Origin of the sequence: Actinacidiphila sp. DG2A-62 (assembly GCF_035825295.1) — a bacterium.
GTDB lineage: Bacteria > Actinomycetota > Actinomycetes > Streptomycetales > Streptomycetaceae > Actinacidiphila.
Genome location: NZ_JAYMGI010000002.1, coordinates 6,864,492 through 6,880,771 on the forward strand (window position 1 = coordinate 6,864,492; position 16,280 = coordinate 6,880,771).

The 16,280-nt window shown below is 74.1% G+C and carries 10 protein-coding genes and 2 pseudogenes; 4 read left to right on the plus strand and 8 right to left on the minus strand.

Annotated elements, in window-relative coordinates; genetic code table 11:
- Positions 1–3: 3 nt before the first annotated feature.
- A complete protein-coding gene (locus tag VSR01_RS30765; protein ID WP_326452288.1) occupies positions 4–1,605 on the minus strand; it encodes an AMP-binding protein in 1,602 nt (533 codons plus the stop codon).
- A 240-nt stretch (positions 1,606–1,845) separates the two neighbouring features.
- Here VSR01_RS30765 and VSR01_RS38030 point away from each other — a divergent pair.
- The 3 genes and pseudogenes from VSR01_RS38030 to VSR01_RS30775 all read left to right on the plus strand — a co-directional run.
- A pseudogene (locus tag VSR01_RS38030) lies at positions 1,846–2,342 on the plus strand (acyl-CoA dehydrogenase family protein); the annotation flags it as partial.
- A 138-nt stretch (positions 2,343–2,480) separates the two neighbouring features.
- Positions 2,481–3,092 (plus strand): annotated as a pseudogene (locus tag VSR01_RS38035) (acyl-CoA dehydrogenase family protein); the annotation flags it as partial.
- Positions 3,089–3,487: a RidA family protein gene (locus VSR01_RS30775; protein ID WP_326452289.1), complete on the plus strand. Its 399-nt coding sequence runs from the start codon at positions 3,089–3,091 to the stop codon at positions 3,485–3,487. The pseudogene VSR01_RS38035 and the gene VSR01_RS30775, both read left to right, overlap by 4 nt.
- A 211-nt stretch (positions 3,488–3,698) precedes the next feature.
- On the opposite strand, the gene VSR01_RS30780 is transcribed toward VSR01_RS30775, so the two are convergent.
- The 7 genes from VSR01_RS30780 to VSR01_RS30810 all read right to left on the minus strand — a co-directional run bounded on the left by VSR01_RS30780 (position 3,699) and on the right by VSR01_RS30810 (position 14,027).
- A complete protein-coding gene (locus VSR01_RS30780; protein ID WP_326452290.1) occupies positions 3,699–7,157 on the minus strand; it encodes a lectin in 3,459 nt (1,152 codons plus the stop codon).
- Positions 7,158–7,370: 213 nt separating this feature from the next.
- Positions 7,371–8,831 carry a sulfatase-like hydrolase/transferase gene (locus tag VSR01_RS30785; RefSeq protein ID WP_326452291.1) on the minus strand — a complete coding sequence of 487 codons (1,461 nt, stop codon included), beginning with the start codon at positions 8,829–8,831 and terminating at the stop codon, positions 7,371–7,373.
- Complete coding sequence (locus tag VSR01_RS30790) at positions 8,828–9,823, minus strand: aliphatic sulfonate ABC transporter substrate-binding protein (protein WP_326452292.1); 996 nt, start codon at positions 9,821–9,823, stop codon at positions 8,828–8,830. The genes VSR01_RS30785 and VSR01_RS30790 overlap by 4 nt, the downstream gene beginning before the upstream one ends.
- Before the next feature lie 62 nt (positions 9,824–9,885).
- Entirely contained in the window at positions 9,886–10,659 is a 774-nt protein-coding gene (locus VSR01_RS30795; protein ID WP_326452293.1) for an ABC transporter ATP-binding protein, read from the minus strand.
- On the minus strand, positions 10,656–11,396 hold the full coding sequence (locus VSR01_RS30800; RefSeq protein WP_326452294.1) for an ABC transporter permease: 741 nt from the start codon (positions 11,394–11,396) through the stop codon (positions 10,656–10,658). The genes VSR01_RS30795 and VSR01_RS30800 overlap by 4 nt, the downstream gene beginning before the upstream one ends.
- A 229-nt stretch (positions 11,397–11,625) precedes the next feature.
- Positions 11,626–12,831 carry an ROK family transcriptional regulator gene (locus VSR01_RS30805; protein WP_326452295.1) on the minus strand — a complete coding sequence of 402 codons (1,206 nt, stop codon included), beginning with the start codon at positions 12,829–12,831 and terminating at the stop codon, positions 11,626–11,628.
- Between the two features lie 212 nt (positions 12,832–13,043).
- Entirely contained in the window at positions 13,044–14,027 is a 984-nt protein-coding gene (locus tag VSR01_RS30810; RefSeq protein ID WP_326452296.1) for a formylglycine-generating enzyme family protein, read from the minus strand.
- 594 nt (positions 14,028–14,621) lie between these two features.
- Here VSR01_RS30810 and VSR01_RS30815 point away from each other — a divergent pair.
- Positions 14,622–16,112 (plus strand): arabinofuranosidase catalytic domain-containing protein, encoded by a 1,491-nt coding sequence (locus tag VSR01_RS30815; RefSeq protein WP_442785583.1) that lies wholly within the window; start codon positions 14,622–14,624, stop codon positions 16,110–16,112.
- Positions 16,113–16,280: the final 168 nt, after the last annotated feature.

Consider the following 16,280-nt stretch of genomic DNA (forward strand, 5'->3'; position numbering starts at 1 on the left):
CGATCACTTTATGTCACGCAGCCGGAACCGCTGGAGTTTGCCGGTCGGGGTCCGCGGCATCTCTCGCAGAAAGCGGATCTCGCGCGGGCACTTGTACGGCACGATCACGCTCTTGGTGAAGTCCCGCAGCCGCCGCGCCGTCGCCTCGTCGTCCGCGACGCCCTTGCGCAGCACCACGAAGGCCCGCACGAGATGGCCGCGCTCCTCGTCCGGGACGCCGATCACCGCGGCCTCGCGGACGTCCGGGTGCCGCAGCAGGGCCTCCTCGACCTCGGGGCCCGCGATGTTGTACCCCGCGGAGATGATCATGTCGTCGGCCCGGGCCACATAGCGGAACCTGCCGTCCAGGTCGCGGACGTAGGTGTCGCCGGTGACGTTCCAGCCGTCGCGGACGTACTCCGTCTGCCGCTCGTCGGCGAGGTAGCGGCAGCCGGTCGGCCCGCGCACCGCGAGCAGCCCCGGTTCGCCGTCCGGCACCGGGCGCATCGCCTGGTCGACCACCTGCGCGCGGTAGCCCGGCACCGGCCGGCCGGTGGCGCCGGGACGCGCCTCGGCGTCGGCGCCGGAGATGAAGATGTGCAGCATCTCCGTCGACCCGATGCCGTTGATCAGCCGCAGCCCGGTCCTGTCGTACCAGTCCTGCCAGGTCACCGCGGGCAGGTTCTCACCGGCCGAGACGCAGCGCCGCAGGCTGGACAGGTCGTACGGGCCGGGGTCGCCGAGCATCGCGCGGTACGCGGTCGGCGCGGTGAACAGCACGCTGACCCCGTGCTCGGCGACCGCCCGCAGCAGCTCGGCGGGCCCGGCCCTCTCCAGCAGCAGCGTGGACGCGCCGGCCCGCATCGGGAAGACCACCAGGCCGCCGAGGCCGAAGGTGAAGCCCAGCGGCGGGCTGCCGGTGAACACGTCGGCCGGCTCGGGTCGCAGCACCTGCGCGGAGAAGGTGTCCGCGACGGCCAGCACGTCGCGGTGGAAGTGCAGGCAGCCCTTGGGCCGCCCGGTGGTGCCCGAGGTGAAGGCGATCAGCGCCACGTCCTCGGCCGCGGTCGGCACCGGGTCGTACGACGGCGGCCGCTCCTCGGCCAGCCGCAGCAGGTCGTCCGGCCCGGGGCCGCCGTACGCGAGCATCCGCAGCCCCGGCACCCCGGCCGCGACCAGGTCCTCGGTGCAGCGGTGGTCGCACAGCGCGTGCCGCACCTCGGCGATCCGGCACACCTCCGCCAACTCGCGGGCGCGCTGCGCGGCCAGCACCGTGACCGCGACGGCGCCCGCCTGGAGCACCGCCAGCCAGCAGGCCACCAGCCACGGTGTGGTCGGGCCGCGCAGCAGCACCCGGTTGCCCGGCACCACGCCCATCGGCCCGGTCAGCACATGGGCGATGCGCGCGACGGTCTCGCGCAGCTCGCCGTAGGACCAGCACTCGCCCCCGGGGGTGCGCAGGCAGGGCGCGCCGGCCGGGCCGCCGGCCAGCAACTCGGTCGCGCAGTTGAGCCGTTCGGGGTAGGGCGGGATGTTCTCCAGCCGGGGCCACAGCTCCGGGGGCGGCAGGTGGTCGCGCGTGAAGGTGTCCACATGGGCTGACGGCGGCGATACGTCCAGGTCCATGGCGGCAGAGCCCCTCGTCGGCACCTGAAAGCGGACCGTTTCAGCGTAACGTGTTCATGACGGCAGTCAACCAAGCGCGATAGAGCCCGCTGAGAATAGAGCCCGCTGAGAAGCGTGCCGAGGCCCGATGAGAAGAAGGCGGCGCAGATGAACGCTCCCGGCTCCCCCCGCACGGCCCCCGCCGGTCTCCCGCGGTCGGCCCCGGACGCCTCGCCCCCGTCGGCCGCGGCCGCGCCGCCGATGTTCCGGCTGGACGACCGGCGGGCCGCGTGGGCCGAGGAGGTGCGCGCGATCGCGCGCGAGCGGTTGGCGCCGCTGGCCGCGGCGGGACCCGAGGGCCGGGTCGACCGCGCGCTGGTCGCGGCGCTCGGCGAGGCGGGGCTGATCGCCCGGGTGCTCCCCGAGGGCCGCGCCTGCGCGCTGGACCTGTGCGTGCTGCGCGAGGCGCTGGCCCGCGAGTGCACCGAGGCCGAGACCGCGCTCGCGCTCCAGGGCCTCGGCGCCCATCCGCTGCGCGCCGCGCCCGAGGTGGCCGCGCGCTGGCTGCCCGAGGTGGTCGCCGGGCGCGCGGTCGCCGCGTTCGCGCTCACCGAGGAGGGGCCGGCTCCGACGCGGCGGCGCTCGCGCTGGCCGCCGAGCCGGACGGGCCCGGCCGCTGGCGGCTGACCGGCGAGAAGTGCTGGATCTCCAACGCGCCGGACGCCGACGTCTACACGGTCTTCGCCCGCACCGGGCCGCCGACCTCCGAGGCCGGGCCGCCGACCTCCGAGGCCGCGCCGCCCGCTGCTGACGCCGCGTCCGCCCCCGAGGCCGCGCCGCGCGACGCCGCGCCGCCCGCCGCTGACGCCGCGTCCGCCCCGCGCCGCGCCCGCGGCGCCCGCGGCGCCCGCGGCGTCACCGCCTTCGCCGTGCCCGCCGACCGGCCGGGGCTCGGCGGCGAGCCGCTCGACATGCTCGCGCCGCACGCGATCGGCCGGCTCACCTTCGACGCGGTGCCGGTCACCGCCGCGGACCTGCTCGGCGAGGAGGGACACGGCATCCGCGTGGCGATGGCGACGCTCGACCTGTTCCGGCCCAGCGTCGGCGCGTTCGCGGTCGGGATGGCGCAGGCCGCGCTGGACCTGGCGCTCGCGCACGCCGCGCGGCGCACCGCGTTCGGCGGGCCGCTGAAGGACCTGCAGGCCGTCGCGCACCCGCTCGCCGAGATGGCCACCAGGATCGAGGCGGCCCGCCTGCTGGTGCACGCCGCGGCCGCCGCCCACGACGCGGGCGCGCCCGACGTGACGCGGCGCGCCGCGATGGCCAAGCTGTTCGCCACCGAGACCGCGCAGTACGTGGTGGACGCCGCGGTGCAGATCCACGGCGCCCGCGCGCTGCGCCGCGGCCACCGCCTGGAGCAGCTGTACCGCGAGGTGCGCGCCCCGCGCATCTACGAAGGCGCCACCGAGGTCCAGCGGAGCGTCATCGCGAGGGAGCTGTACCGATGAGCGTGCGCCGGATCAACCCCGAGGGCCTCGCGCCCGCGAGCGGCTTCTCGCACGCGGTCGCCGCGACCGGCCGCACCTTGGTGATGCTCGCCGGGCAGACCGCGCTGGACGCGAGCGGGCGGATCGAGGGCGACGGCCTGCCCGCGCAGTTCGCCCGCGCGCTGGCCAACCTGCTCGCCGCGCTCGCCGAGGCCGGCGGCACGCCCGCCGACCTCGCCCGGGTCACCGTCTACACCACCGACGTCGCCGGCTACCGCGCGCACGCCCGCGAACTCGGCCGCATCTGGCGGGAGTCGGCCGGCCGTGACTACCCCGCGATGGCCGTGATCGGCGTCGTGCGACTGTGGGACGAGCAGGCGCTGGTGGAGATCGACGGCATCGCGGTCCTGCCCTGAGCGCGTCCCGCCCTGACGCGCGCCCGCCCTGACGCGCGCCCGCCCCGAGCGCGTCCTGCCCTGACGCGCGTCCGCCCTGAGCGCGTGCCTGCCGTGAGCCACGGCCTGCCGTGGCCGCCCCGCCCCGAGCCCTCGGACGACACAAAAGCGCCGGGCGCCCCCCCGAAGGGAAGGCGCCCGGCGCGCGGTCACGCGGCGGGACGGCGAGCGGTCAGCTCCCGTAGCCCAGCGCGAACAGGTGGACCGTGCCGGAGGCCCCGGTCACGGGCAGCGTCACCGACGCCACCGTCTTGCCCGCGTCCAGCGGGACCTTCACCGAGAAGACGTACGCCTTGACGTTGTCCCGGCCGCCGTCCCCGGTGTTGCGGTAGGTCGTGGTGATCGCCTCGGTGTTGCCGGGCAGCGGCTGGGTGGCGCCGCCGTTGAGCGTCCAGTCGGAGAAGACCACGTGCGCCTGCGAGGTGCTGCCGTCGGTGTAGGTGACGGTCAGGTCGCCGGGCACGCCGCTGCCGTCGGTCGGCGCGTTGGTGGCCGAGCCGAGCAGGCCGAGGTACGCGCCGGAGGAGCCGGCCGGCTGCGGGATGGTCTGCCCGCCGACCTCCAGGTTGTCCGGCTTGCCCGCGGCCACCGTCGGCCAGGTGTACGTGACGCCGTCCGCGGTGATCTTGCCGCCGTTGGTCACGCCGGCCGCGGTCAGCTGGTTCTGCGAGTACGCCCAGCCGCCGTCGTCGAACCCGCCGCTGAAGTGGGTGCCGTCGGGGTAGACGCCCTCGTTGGACTCGTACGGCCACAGCGCGCCCGGCTGCGCGACGGCCACCCGCAGGGTGGCGCCGCCCAGGTCCGCGCCGCCGGCGTGGTCGGTGAGCGCGAAGGTCACCGTGTACGCGCCCTCCGTGTCGCCGGCGGTGACCGGCACCCGCGCCTGCGCGGTCGCGGAGGCCGGCACGGTCAGCGAGCCGGAGGTGGCGCCCAGGCTCACGCCCGAGGAGGCGGTGGCCGTCCAGTCCACGGTCGTGGCCTTGTCGCCGAGGTTGGTCAGCTTCAGCGTCGCGTCACCGGTGCCGCCGGGCGCGACGATCAGCCCGTCGCTGGTCGGCCCGGTGGCCGCCAGCACCCGCTGGCCGCCGGTGGTGTCGGACGGCGGCGCGGCGTCGGGGCCGGTGGCCCAGGTGGTGCTGGGCGTCGTGGCGAGCGCGAAGTCCAGCGTCCTGGCCGAGTGGAACTGGTCGAAGGTCAGCCAGGCCTTGCCGTACTCCTTGCCCTTGACGTCGAGTGACTGCACGTAGGGCGCGTCGGGGGCGGCCTGCGGCGCGTTGATCGTGACCTGCTTGCCGTCGCCGAAGGTGACCCTGGCGACCGGGAAGGCCGGGCTGCCCAGCGCGAGCGTGTCGGTGCCGGGCGTCTCGGGGTACATGCCCAGCGACGACCACACGTACCAGGAGCTCATCGCGCCCAGGTCGTCGTTGCCGAAGGAGCCCACCGGCGCGTTGAAGTACAGCTGGGTCTGCGCCTGCCGCACCGCGGACTGCGTCTTCCACGGCTGGCCCAGGTAGTCGTACTCCCAGGGGATCTCCAGGCTCGGCTCGTTGGACAGGTCCGCGTCGGTGCCGCCCGGCTGGGTGATGTCGTCCAGCAGGCTGTCGAGGTACGAGGAGTAGGCCGCGGCGCCGCCGCGGGCGGTGATCAGCTGCTTGACGTCGAACGGGACCATCGGCGTGTACTGCGCCGAGGTGCCCTCGACGAAGCCGTTGGAGGTGCCGGGGGTGAAGCCGCCGGCAAAGCTGCCGTCCTTGTTGCGGCCCTGCATGTAGCCGGTCTGCGGGTTGAAGACGTTCATCCAGTCCTGGGCGCGGGTGGCGAACTTCTTGTAATCGGCAGTCTTGCCCAGCGACTTGGCGAACGACGCCAGCGCGTAGTCGGCGCTGTCGTACTCCAACTGGGTGGAGACCGGGCCGTAGAAGTTGCAGCAGCCGTAGTCGTTCTCGTCCAGCGGCAGGTAGCCCTTGGCGTCGCGGACCGCCTCGCCGGGACGGTCCTGGTTGGGCGTGGTCGCCTCGTGCTCCATGGCCTCCAGCGCGTGCGCGGTGTCGAAGTTCGTCGCGCCGAAGGCGTACGCGTCGGCGATGATCGCGGTGCCCGGGTCGCCGACCATGACGTAGCTCTCACCGTTGTTCGACGCCCACTTGGGCAGCAGACCGGTCTGGTCGTAGCCGTTGAGCATCGAGGTGACGACGTCGCCCGCGACCTTCGGGGCGGCCACCGCCATCAGCTGGGTCTGCGAGCGGTAGGTGTCCCAGCCGGAGTAGTTGGCGTACTGCGCCTTCTGGCCCTTGCTCAGCTTGTGGACCTGGTCGTCCATGCCCATGTACTGGCCGTTGTCGTCGGAGAAGACGTTCGGGTGCAGCAGCGCGTGGTACAGCGCGGTGTAGAACTCCACCTGCTGGTCGTGGCTGCCGCCGCCGATCGCCACCCGGCCGAGCAGGTCGTTCCAGGCGTCGTGGCTCGCGGTGCGCAGCTTGTCCAAATTCCAGCCGGTGATTTCCTTCGACAGGTTGCCGGCCGCGTTGTCGTCGCTGGTGTAGGAGATGCCGACCGCCGCGGTCACCGAGGCCGAGGACGCGGTGCCGAAGGTGAGGTACATGCCGTTGGCGCCGGTGACCGGGGCCGAGGCCGCGCTTGGCACCGAACCGCCAGCGGCGGCAGGGGAGTTCGCGCCGGACGTGCCCTTCGCCCCGGCGACGCTCTTCGCGCCGGAGGTCGGGTGCACCACGGGGGAGTGCGCCGGCGGCACGGTGAAGTGCTTCTCGTGCAGCGCCTTGCCCTGCTCGGCGGTCGTCGCGGGGGCCGCGGTGCGGCCGGCGGTCAGCGACGTCGCGTTCGGGTTGACCGTGCTGCCGACCCAGGTGCCGCTGGCGGAGAAGGGCCGGTTGAACTTGATGTCGAAGTGCAGCGTGTAGCGGTTGCCCGCGCCGCAGAAGTGGCCGCTGTCGATCGAGCCGCTGACCTCGCGGTCGCTGACCACCTTGACCCGGGTGCCGTCGACCTGGGTGGCGCCGCCGCTCAGCTTGAGCAGCAGGTTGCCGTCGGCGCCGGCCGGGAAAGTGAAGCGGCCGAGCCCGGCGCGGGTGGTGTCGGTCAGCTCGGTGGTGACGCCGGACGCGTCGGTCACCGTGTACGAGCCGATCGCCGTCTTCTCGTCGTCGTGCGAGAAGGTCGCGGTGGCCGACGAGGGGCTGGCCGGCAGCGCGCCGGAGACCGGCAGGATCGGCAGGTCGCCGGCCACGTCGCAGCCGGGGCCGGAGATGTGGGTGAGGCTGAAGCCGGAGATCTTGGTGCTGTTGTACTCGTACCCGCCGCCCTGCGCGCGGTGCGGGGTGGTGTCCGGACCCCACTGCATCATGCCGAACGGCACATCGGGCCCGGGGAAGGTGTTGACCGCCCCGGAGGTGCCGATCAGCGGGTTGACCAGCGACGCCGGGTCCGTCACCAGGGGCGGGGCGGACGCGGCGGACGCGGTGGTGAGGGACTGGAGCGACAGGGCCGCCAGACCCAGCAGCGAGGACACCAGGGCCAGCCGGCGCAGCGCGGCGCCGCGGCGGGGTCTGGTGGTGCTCAGGGGGCGGGATCGGGGGGTGTGGCGAGGATCTTCCGGGCCACGCTTGGGGACCATCGAGAGTGCCTCCGCTGTTCGTGCGCACGGGCGTGCCTGGGAGGACGGATGGCGTCCTCGGCCGGCAACGGCGCCGCGCGTTCGTGCCTCGCGGTTCAGGCGGTGACAGTCATGCGATGACAACGTTGCCAGACCTGCACGAGCGACGAGTCAAACGCCAATGCTGAGGGCATGTCAATGCCCTTGCACCGCATCCGTCCCGTCGCCCCCACATCACCCGGTCGTCTCGAAGGAGCTGAGGGTCGGGTCGTGGTCGAGGTCGCCGGTCTCGTACATGGGCGTCATCCAGTGGTAGAAGTTGTCGCCGCGCTCGCGCAGCAGGTCGTACAGGCGGCGGACCAACCGCACCCGCACCGGGCGCAGTTCGGGATGCGCATAACGGTTGACCAGCTCGTGCGGATCGGCCTCCAGGTCGTACAGCTCGTTCACCGACTCCGGGTTGACCACCAGCTTGTAGCGGTCGTCGCGGATCATCCGCTGCGGGTAGGGGAAGTGGTGGCCGTGGAACTCCGCCAGCAACTCGGCGCGCCACCGCGGGTGTTCGCCGCGCACCAACGGCAGCAGGCTGCGGCTGTCCACGGCCGGCGCCGGGTCGCAGCCGGCCAGGTCCAGCACCGTCGCGGTGCAGTCGGTGAGGGTCGCGAACTCCTGGCGCACCCGCGGCGCGTGGCCGGGCACCCGGACGATGCCGGGGATGCGGTAGATGTCCTCGTACATCGCCGGGCCCTTGTCGTGCAGCCGGTGCGCGCCGGTGAACTCGCCGTGGTCCGCGGTGAAGAACACTGACGTGTCCCCGGCCAGGCCGAGTTCGTCCAGCCGGGTCAGGATGCGGCCGATCTGCTCGTCGATCAGCGAGACGTAGCCCCAGTAGACGGCGATGAGTTTGCGGGTGGTCTCGATCGGCAGGGTGTCGAACGCCCAGTGCGCGCTGTAGTTGGCCTGCACCGGCGGCTTGCCGGCGAAGGTCTCGGCGATCGAGGGCGGCAGCTCGACCAGGTCCGGGTCGTAGGCGTCGTAGTACGCGTCGGGCAGCAGGTACGGCAGGTGCGGCCCGAAGAAGTGGGTGGCCAGGAAGAACGGCCGCTCGCCCGCCGCGTACCGCTCCAACTGCTCGATCGCCCGGTCGGCCAGATAGTGCTCGAAGGTCGCCTCGACGGGCTGGTGCAGCCGGGCGGCGAGCAGGTTGCCGGGGTTGCCGTTGGGGAACACCCCGCGCACCGGGTCGCTGATCCGGTACGGCGGCAGACCGCGTTCTGCGAGGTAGGCGCGGTAGTCGGGGTGGTCCACCGGGTTGTGCCAGCCGGCCAGGTCCGGGCCCTCGAAGCCGTAGGAGGCGGCGTTGCGCCGGGTGCCGCCGTGCCACTTGCCGACCAGGCCCAGCCGGTAGCCGCGCTCGGCCAGCGCGGCGGGGAAGGTGAAGACGTCCTCGCGCAGGTCCTCCAGGTAGCCGACGTTGCGCTCGTGGTTGGCCAGCAGCCGGTGGCGGAACGGCGCCTGGCCGGTGAGCAGGCTCGCGCGCGCTGGGGTGCAGATCGCGGTGGGCGTGTAGAAGCGGTCGAAGCGGGTGCCGGTTGCCGCCAGCCGGTCCAGGTTCGGCGTCGCCACGTGCGGGTTGCCGTAACAGCCGAGGGTGTCGACGCGGTGCTGGTCGGTCATCAGGAAGAGGATGTTCACCGGCCGGCCGCCCGGGTGAAGGCGGCGCCGTCGTAGTACGCGGACACGGCCGGCTTGCTCGTGACCTGGCCGGTGCCGACGAAGAAGTCGGCGAGGCCGTCCAGCCAGCCGTCCACCGTGCCGTCCTTCGTCTTCGCGACCAGGTCGGCGGTGGTGAGCAGCCGGACGTGCGCGGCGTCGGCGCGGGTCTGCTCCTCGGTGACCTGGAGCATCCGGGCGGCCAGGGAGATCGCCTGCTCCTTGTGGGCCGCCCGCCAGTCGTTGGCCCGCGCGAGCACGCCGACGACCTTCCGCGTGGTGGCCGGGTCGGCCTTCGGCGCGGAGACGAAGGCGGTGGGGAAGGCGTGGTCGGGGAAGTCGTGGTCGGCGGCCAGTTCGACCAGCTTCGGCACCCGCTTCCTGATGGTGTCGATGAGCGGGTAGTAGAAGCCGGCCGCGTCGATCTGCCCGGAGGAGAAGGCGGCGACCAGCGTCGAGGGGTCCATCGGGACCTTCTTGACGTCCGAGTCGGTCAACCCGGCCGTTTTCAGTGCCAGTTCGAGGATCATCTCGCCGGAGGTGCCCTCGGGGACGCCGATCTTCTTGCCCTTCAGCGCGGCCACGGAGGTGATTTCGGGCTGGGCGATCACCCGGTCGGCGTCGGTGAGCGTGTCGATGGCGATGACCTTCGCCTTGCCGGTGGCCGGCAGCCACATCGCGCCCGGACCGATGTAGCCGTAGTCGAGGTCGCCGGCGCCCAGCGCCTGGATCTGGATCGGGCCGTTGGTGAAGACCTTGATGCTCGGCGCGAGCCCGGCCTGTTTCCACAGGTCCTGGTCGTCGGCGATCGCCAGCAGGCTGGAGCCGTTGAAGTCGGCGATGTAGCCGAAGCGGACCTTCGTCCGGCCGCCCGAGCCCCCCGAGCCGTCGGAGGACGAGGAGCAGGCGGTCGCGGTCAGTGACAGCGCGGTCGCGGACAGGGAGGAGAGCAGGGCGCGGCGGGTCAGGGACACGGGAGCGGTCCTTCCGTGGGAGGTGCGGGCGGTGCGGGCGGGCGTGGGGATACGGAGAGGGGTCAGCGGGCGGGCGGCTCCTGGTGGTGGACCGCGCTCCAGACCTCGTTGCGCAGCGCCGCGAACTGCGGTGACAGGCGGGTGCGTTCGGTCCTCGGATACGGCAGCCCGACCTCGACGACCCGGTGCACGCGGCCCGGCCGCGCGGCCATCACCACCACCCGGCCGGCCAGGTACACCGCCTCCTCCACGTCGTGCGTGACGAAGACGACGGTGCGGGTCTGCCGACTCCAGGTGTCCAGGAGCTGGTCCTGCAACTGCACCCGGGTCAGCGAGTCGAGCGCCCCGAACGGCTCGTCCATCAGCAGCACGTCGGGGTCCACGGCGTACGCGCGGGCGATCGCACAGCGCTGCCGCATGCCGCCGGAGAGCGTCTTGGGCAGGGCGTCGGCGAAGTCGGCCAGGCCCACCAGCTCGATCGCCTCGTCGGCGCGCCGCCGCCGTTCCGCCGCGCCGACGCCGGCCACCCGCAGCCCGAACTCCACGTTGCGGCGCACGCTCAGCCAGGGGAAGAGCGCGTACTGCTGGAAGATCATGCCGCGGTCGGGGCCGGGGCCCGTCACCGGGCGGCCGTCCACCACCACCTCGCCCGAGGTGGGCGCGACCAGCCCTGCGGCCATGTTGAGCAGCGTGCTCTTGCCGCAGCCCGACGGCCCGACGACGGTCACGAACTCGCGCTCGCCGACGTCCAGGGACACCCGGTCGACGGCGGTGAAGGAGCCGTTCTTCACCGGGAAGCTGCGCGTCACCTCGCGGAAGGAGATCTTGGCGGTCATCGGCGCTCCTGCCAGCGGGTGAGCCGGCGCTCGGCGATCAGCAGCAGCCGGTCCATGACCAGGCCGAGCACACCGATGGCGACCAGTCCCACGAAGATGGTGTCGAGGTCGTAGTACGTCTCGGCGTGCTGCATCCGGAAGCCGAGACCCTCCTGGGCGGCGATCAGCTCGGCGGCGACCACCGTCGCCCAGGCCGAGCCGAGGCCGATGCGCATGCCGACCAGGATGAACGGGGCCGCCGCCGGGATCACCACGCGCAGGAAGACGGTCCTGTCGCGGGCGCCGAGCACCCGGGCGGCGTCGATGAGGGTGCGGTCGACGCCCAGCACGCCCTGGAGCGTGGCCACCACGCTGGACAGGAACGCGGCCAGGAAGATCACGAAGACCTTCGGCGTCTCGCCGATGCCCATCAGGACCACCGCGAGCGGGATCAGCGCGAGCGGCGGGATGGTGCGGAAGAACTGCACATAGGGCTCGATCACCGCGCGCGCCAGTGGGTACCAGCCCATCAGGAAGCCGACCAGCACCGCGGCGACGGTGCCCAGCGCGAAGCCGATCACCACCCGGCGCAGGCTGGCGAGCATGTCGTCCTCCAGCGTGCCGTCGCGCAGCATGTCCACCGCGCGCCGGCCGACCGCGAGCGGCCCCGGCAGGTCGCCCACGCCGCGCGCGGCCAGCAGCGCCCAGACGCCGAGGCCGGCGGCGAGCGAGAGCACGTTGACCACGGCGCTCGGCACGCGGCGGGCGGGCCCGGCGGCGGACCGGGCCGAGGCGCGCGGGCGAGGAGAGCGCGCATCGGGCTTGCGCGCATCGGGCTTGCGCGCATCGGGCGTGCCGGACCGGGGCTTGCCGGCACCGGCGTCCGGCGAACCGGGCGAGTCCAGAGGGGAGTCGGCGGTGCGGGACGCCTCGACCGCTGCGACCCTTTCCGCCGGGGGCGTCAGGTCCGCGGGCCCGGGGCCGCGGTCATGCGTCGTCGTGTCCGGGTCCATCGCCCTGGCCCTCCTGACTCGCGTGACTCGGGTAGCGCGACAGCAGCGGAGAGCGGTGCAGGACCAGGGCGATGCCGCCGAGCGCGGCGCCGACCTCGCCGAGCGCCGCGGGGCGCAGGTCGACCAGCGGCCGCGAGACCGGCATCAGCCCGGCGGTCAGCGCCTGCCGCACCGGCTCGGTCAACGCCTCGCCCGCGGCGGCCAGTTCGCCGCCGATCACCACGACGCCCGGGCCGACCGCGTTGCACACCGCGGCGAGCGCGGCGCCCACGTGCCGGCCGGCCTCGGCGAGGACCGACGCGGCGGGCTGCTCGCCGGCCCGCGCCGCCGCGGTGACGTCGGCGATGTCCGCCGCCGCGCCGCCGGCAGCCCGGTGGGCGGCGAGCACGGCGCCGACCGACGCGACGGTCTCCAGGCAGCCGGTCCCGCCGCACTCGCAGGGCGGTCCGCCGGGCACCGCGGTGATGTGGCCGAACTCGCCGGACAGGCCGTGGGCGCCGCGGTGCAGCGCGCCGTCCACCACCAGGCCGCCGCCGACGCCGTGCGACAGCCGCAGGTAGAGCACGTCCTGCGCGCCGGTGGCGGTGCCCCACACCGACTCGGCCAGCGCGGCCAGCCGGGTGTTGTTGTCCACCAGCACCGGCACGCCGAACCGCTTGCCCAGCAGCTCGGCGATCCGCTCGCGGTCGGCGGCGCCGTCGGCGGACGGCGTGACCGGGCCGACCACGCCGACGCCGATCGCGCTGAGCGCGGCCAACCGCAAGGAGTCGCCGGCCAGTTCGCCGACCATCCGCTCGGCCAGCGCGATCCGCCCGGCCAGGTCCAGGTCCGGGCCGTGCGGGCGGCTGGCGCTGCCGACCACCTCGTGGGCCACGTTCACCGCCGCGACGTGCACCGCGCGGCGGGCCAGGTCGATGCCGATGGCCTGCCCCGCACCGGGGTTGAGGGCGAGCCGTTCCACCGGTCGGCCGCGCCGCCGCCGTTCCGCGTCCGGCACCGACGCGACCACCGCGCCGTTGCCGACGAGCGCGCCGACGATGTCGTAGAGCGTGGTGCGGGACAGGCCGCACCGGGCGCCGAGTTCGGCCCGGCTCAGCGGTCCGTGGCGGCGCAGCAGGTCGAGCACCAGCTCCTCGTGGCCGCGCCGCAGGCGCGACAGGGGGCCGTCGTGTTGCTGCATGCCGAACAGGATGGGGAGCCCCGGATTTTTTCGTCAACAGCCCGGAAAAAAGAATCCGGTCCGCAGCCGCCGGGCACGCCGCGTCATCTCGCCTGGTGGCAGCGGGTGTTGGGGCGCGTCCGCGCGGGTCGCGGTGGCCGCGGGTTTATCACCGCTTTCGCACGGCCGTCACACGCGTTCACATTCGGCGCGGTCGCGCGGCCGGCCGTCGTTCACGCGTCGTAGGCGATGCGCAGGCCGAGGTTGCCGGTGGTGCTGTCGGGGGTGTTGGACGTGCGGGCCGCGACCCGGTAGCGGTTGCAGTACGAGCGGTGGCACAGGTAGGACCCGCCGCGCATGACGCGGGAGGCGCCGGAGGGCGGCCCGGTCGGGTTGCTGCGGCGGCCCGCCGGGTGGTCGGTGGTCCACCAGTCGGCGCACCACTCCCACACGTTTCCCGAGGTGTTGTGCAGGCCGAAGCCGTTCGGCGGGAAGGCGTCCACCGGCGCGGTGCCCTCGTAGCCGTCCTCGGCGGTGTTGCGGGTCGGGAAGGACCCCTGCCAGATGTTGCAGCGGTGCTCGCCGCCGGGCGTCAGCTCGTCGCCCCAGGGGTAGCGGCGCTGTTCCAGGCCGCCGCGGGCGGCGTACTCCCACTCCGCCTCGGTGGGCAGCCGGCCGCTGGCCCAGCGGGCGAACGCGGCGGCGTCCGCCCAGCTCACGTGCACCACGGGGTGGTCGCCCAGCCCGTCCAGCGTGCTGCCCGGCCCGAACGGCGCGCGCCAGTACGCGCCCCGGACGCCGCACCACCACGGGGTCTGCTCCGGCCGCGGGGCGCCGCGGCGCAGCGCAGCGGGCAGGAACCGCGCGAACACGTAGGACCAGCCGAAGCGTTCGGCCTCGGTGACGTAGCCGGTCGCGTCGGCGAAGGCGGCGAAGCGGTCGTTGCTTACGGCGTGCGCGTCGATCAGGAACGGCCGGACGGTGACCGGGCGGACCGGACCCTCGCCGTCGGCCGCGAACCCCTCCGGGTCGTCGGTCCCCATCAGGAACGTCCCGCCGGGGAGCGCGAGCGGTCCGGCGGGGCCGGGGCCGGCGACCGGCTCCGGGGTGCGGGCCGAGGCGTGCGGCAGGGCGACCGGCAGGGCGACCGGCACGGGTCCCGGCGTGCCGCGTGCCGGGGCGCAGCAGCCGTGCGGATGCGGCTCGGTCTCACCCATGGGTACCTCCGGATCGTCCGGGCGCTCGTCCCGGGGCGGTCCCGGCGTCCCGCGGCGTGCAGCATTACACCTGGTCAGCGGCATCGGCAAGGGCGGTCCTCGGCGGGCCGAGGGGCCGAGCGCGCGTTCCCGTGCCAGGGGACCCGCCCGCGCCGACCGCACAAGAGCGCACACGACCGCACCCGAGGGACCGCCGAACAGCCCCGTTTCCCCCAGGTGTTGACGCCTTCGACCATCCCTGCGTACGTTCTCCTGCCGGACGACGCCCTCGGGACCGATCGTCCACGGGTTCCTCATGCCCGCGCGGCGCACCGCCGTCCGCACCCGCCGTCCGCGCTCGTCCGTACGGTCCGTCCGCACGTCCGCATGCCTCCGCACGCCCGCGTACGTCGCCGCACCTCACGCCGCACGCGTCCGCTCGCGTCGGCTCGCGTGCGCCCGCACCGCCGTCCGCAGGCCCGCGGACGCCGACCGCCCGACTGCCCGCCCGCCCTCCGGCCATCCGTCAGGAGTCACTCCGCCATGCGCAGAAAACGCTCTCCCGTCACCACGCCAGCCCCCTCCACCCCACGCGTCCCGCCGCGCAGTGCGGCCGTGTCGCCGCTCTCGCCCGCCGCGAGCACGCCCGCGATCCCGGCCGCGGGGGCGCTGCGGCACGCCCTGCGGCGGCTGCTGGTCGCCGCGGGCACGGTGCTGGCGCTGGTGTGCGCGTGGCTCGGCGGCACACCCGGCCAGTCGCACGCCGCCGCCTCGCTGCCCTGCGACATCTACGCCGCCGCCGGCTCGCCCTGCGTGGCCGCGCACAGCACCGTCCGCGCGCTGTACGGCGGTTACGCGGGCCCGCTCTACCAGGTCACCCGCGCCTCGGACGGCGCGACCCGGGACATCGGCCTGCTCACCGCGGGCGGTTACGCCGACGCGGCCGCGCAGGACGCCTTCTGCGCCGCCACGAGCTGCACCATCACCCGGATCTACGACCAGTCGCCGCGCCACAACGACCTGACGGTGGAGGGCGCGGGCACCGCGGGGGCCGCCGACCACGGCGCCTTGGCCACCGCCCTGCCGCTGGTGGCCGGCGGGCACCGCGCGTACGGCGTGCTGGTGACCCCCGGCACCGGCTACCGGCACACCGACGCGGCCGGCGTCGCGGTGAACGGCGCCCCCGAATCGATGTACATGGTGGCCAGCGGCACCCACGTCAACGGCGGTTGCTGCTTCGACTACGGCAACGCCGAGCACACCATCAGCGACACCGGCAACGGCCACATGGACGCGGTCTACATCGGCACCCGCTGCCACAACCCGCCCTGCACCGGAGCGGGCCCCTGGGTCGCCGCGGACCTGGAGAACGGCCTCTACCAGGGCAGCGGCAACAATCCGGCCAACCTCGGCAACGCCACCCCCTTCGTCACCGCGCTGCTGAAGAACGACGGTCGCACCTCGTTCGCGCTCAAGGGCGGCAACGCCCGCTCCGGCGCGCTGTCGACCTGGTGGAACGGTCCGCTGCCCAGCGGTGGTTACACGCCGATGCAGCAGGAGGGCTCGATCGTGCTGGGCACCGGCGGCGACAACAGCAACGCCTCCGCCGGGTCGTTCTACGAGGGCGTGATGACCTCCGGCTGGTCCACCGACGCCGCCGACGCCGCGGTCCAGGCGAACATCGTGGCGGCCGGCTACACCGGAGGCGGCGACGGCACCTCGGGCGCCACCATCACCGGCCCCGGCGGCGCGTGCGTGGACGTGGACGGCGACGACGTGGGGGCCGACCACGCCGCGGTCCAGCTGTGGCAGTGCCAGTCCTGGGCGGTGGACCAGCACTGGACCCACGCCTCCGACAACTCCCTGGTGACTCTGGGCCGTTGCCTGGACATCATGGGCAACGCCACCGCGGCGGGCACCAAGGTCCAGCTGTGGGACTGCAACGGGGTCGGCGGCCAGAAGTGGGTGCAGCAGGCCGACGGCTCGCTGCGCAACCCGCAGTCGGGCCGCTGCCTGGACAGCCCGAGCGGCGCCACCGCCAACGGCACCCGGCTGCAGATCTGGGACTGCAACGGCTCCGCGGCCCAGCGGTTCGCCCTGAACTGACCGGGTGCGGGGGAGTGACCGGTTCTCGCCCGCGACCCCTTCCGCCGGCGCCGCGCCGTGGTGGACACTGCGCGCGACCGCGGTGCCGCCACTCCGGTCGCTCCCCCCACTCCCGGACCAAGGGCCTCCCCATGACGATGTCCCGGTCGTCCATCTCCCTGTCCCTGT

Bases quoted from the DNA above. Each gene is read 5' to 3' on its own strand.
- VSR01_RS30810 (WP_326452296.1), bottom strand. From the start codon at position 14,027: ATGGGTGAGACCGAGCCGCATCCGCACGGCTGCTGCGCCCCGGCACGC.
- VSR01_RS30775 (WP_326452289.1), top strand. From the start codon at position 3,089: ATGAGCGTGCGCCGGATCAACCCCGAGGGCCTCGCGCCCGCGAGCGGC.
- VSR01_RS30780 (WP_326452290.1), bottom strand. From the start codon at position 7,157: ATGGTCCCCAAGCGTGGCCCGGAAGATCCTCGCCACACCCCCCGATCC.
- VSR01_RS30765 (WP_326452288.1), bottom strand. From the start codon at position 1,605: ATGGACCTGGACGTATCGCCGCCGTCAGCCCATGTGGACACCTTCACG.
- VSR01_RS30805 (WP_326452295.1), bottom strand. From the start codon at position 12,831: ATGCAGCAACACGACGGCCCCCTGTCGCGCCTGCGGCGCGGCCACGAG.
- VSR01_RS30795 (WP_326452293.1), bottom strand. From the start codon at position 10,659: ATGACCGCCAAGATCTCCTTCCGCGAGGTGACGCGCAGCTTCCCGGTG.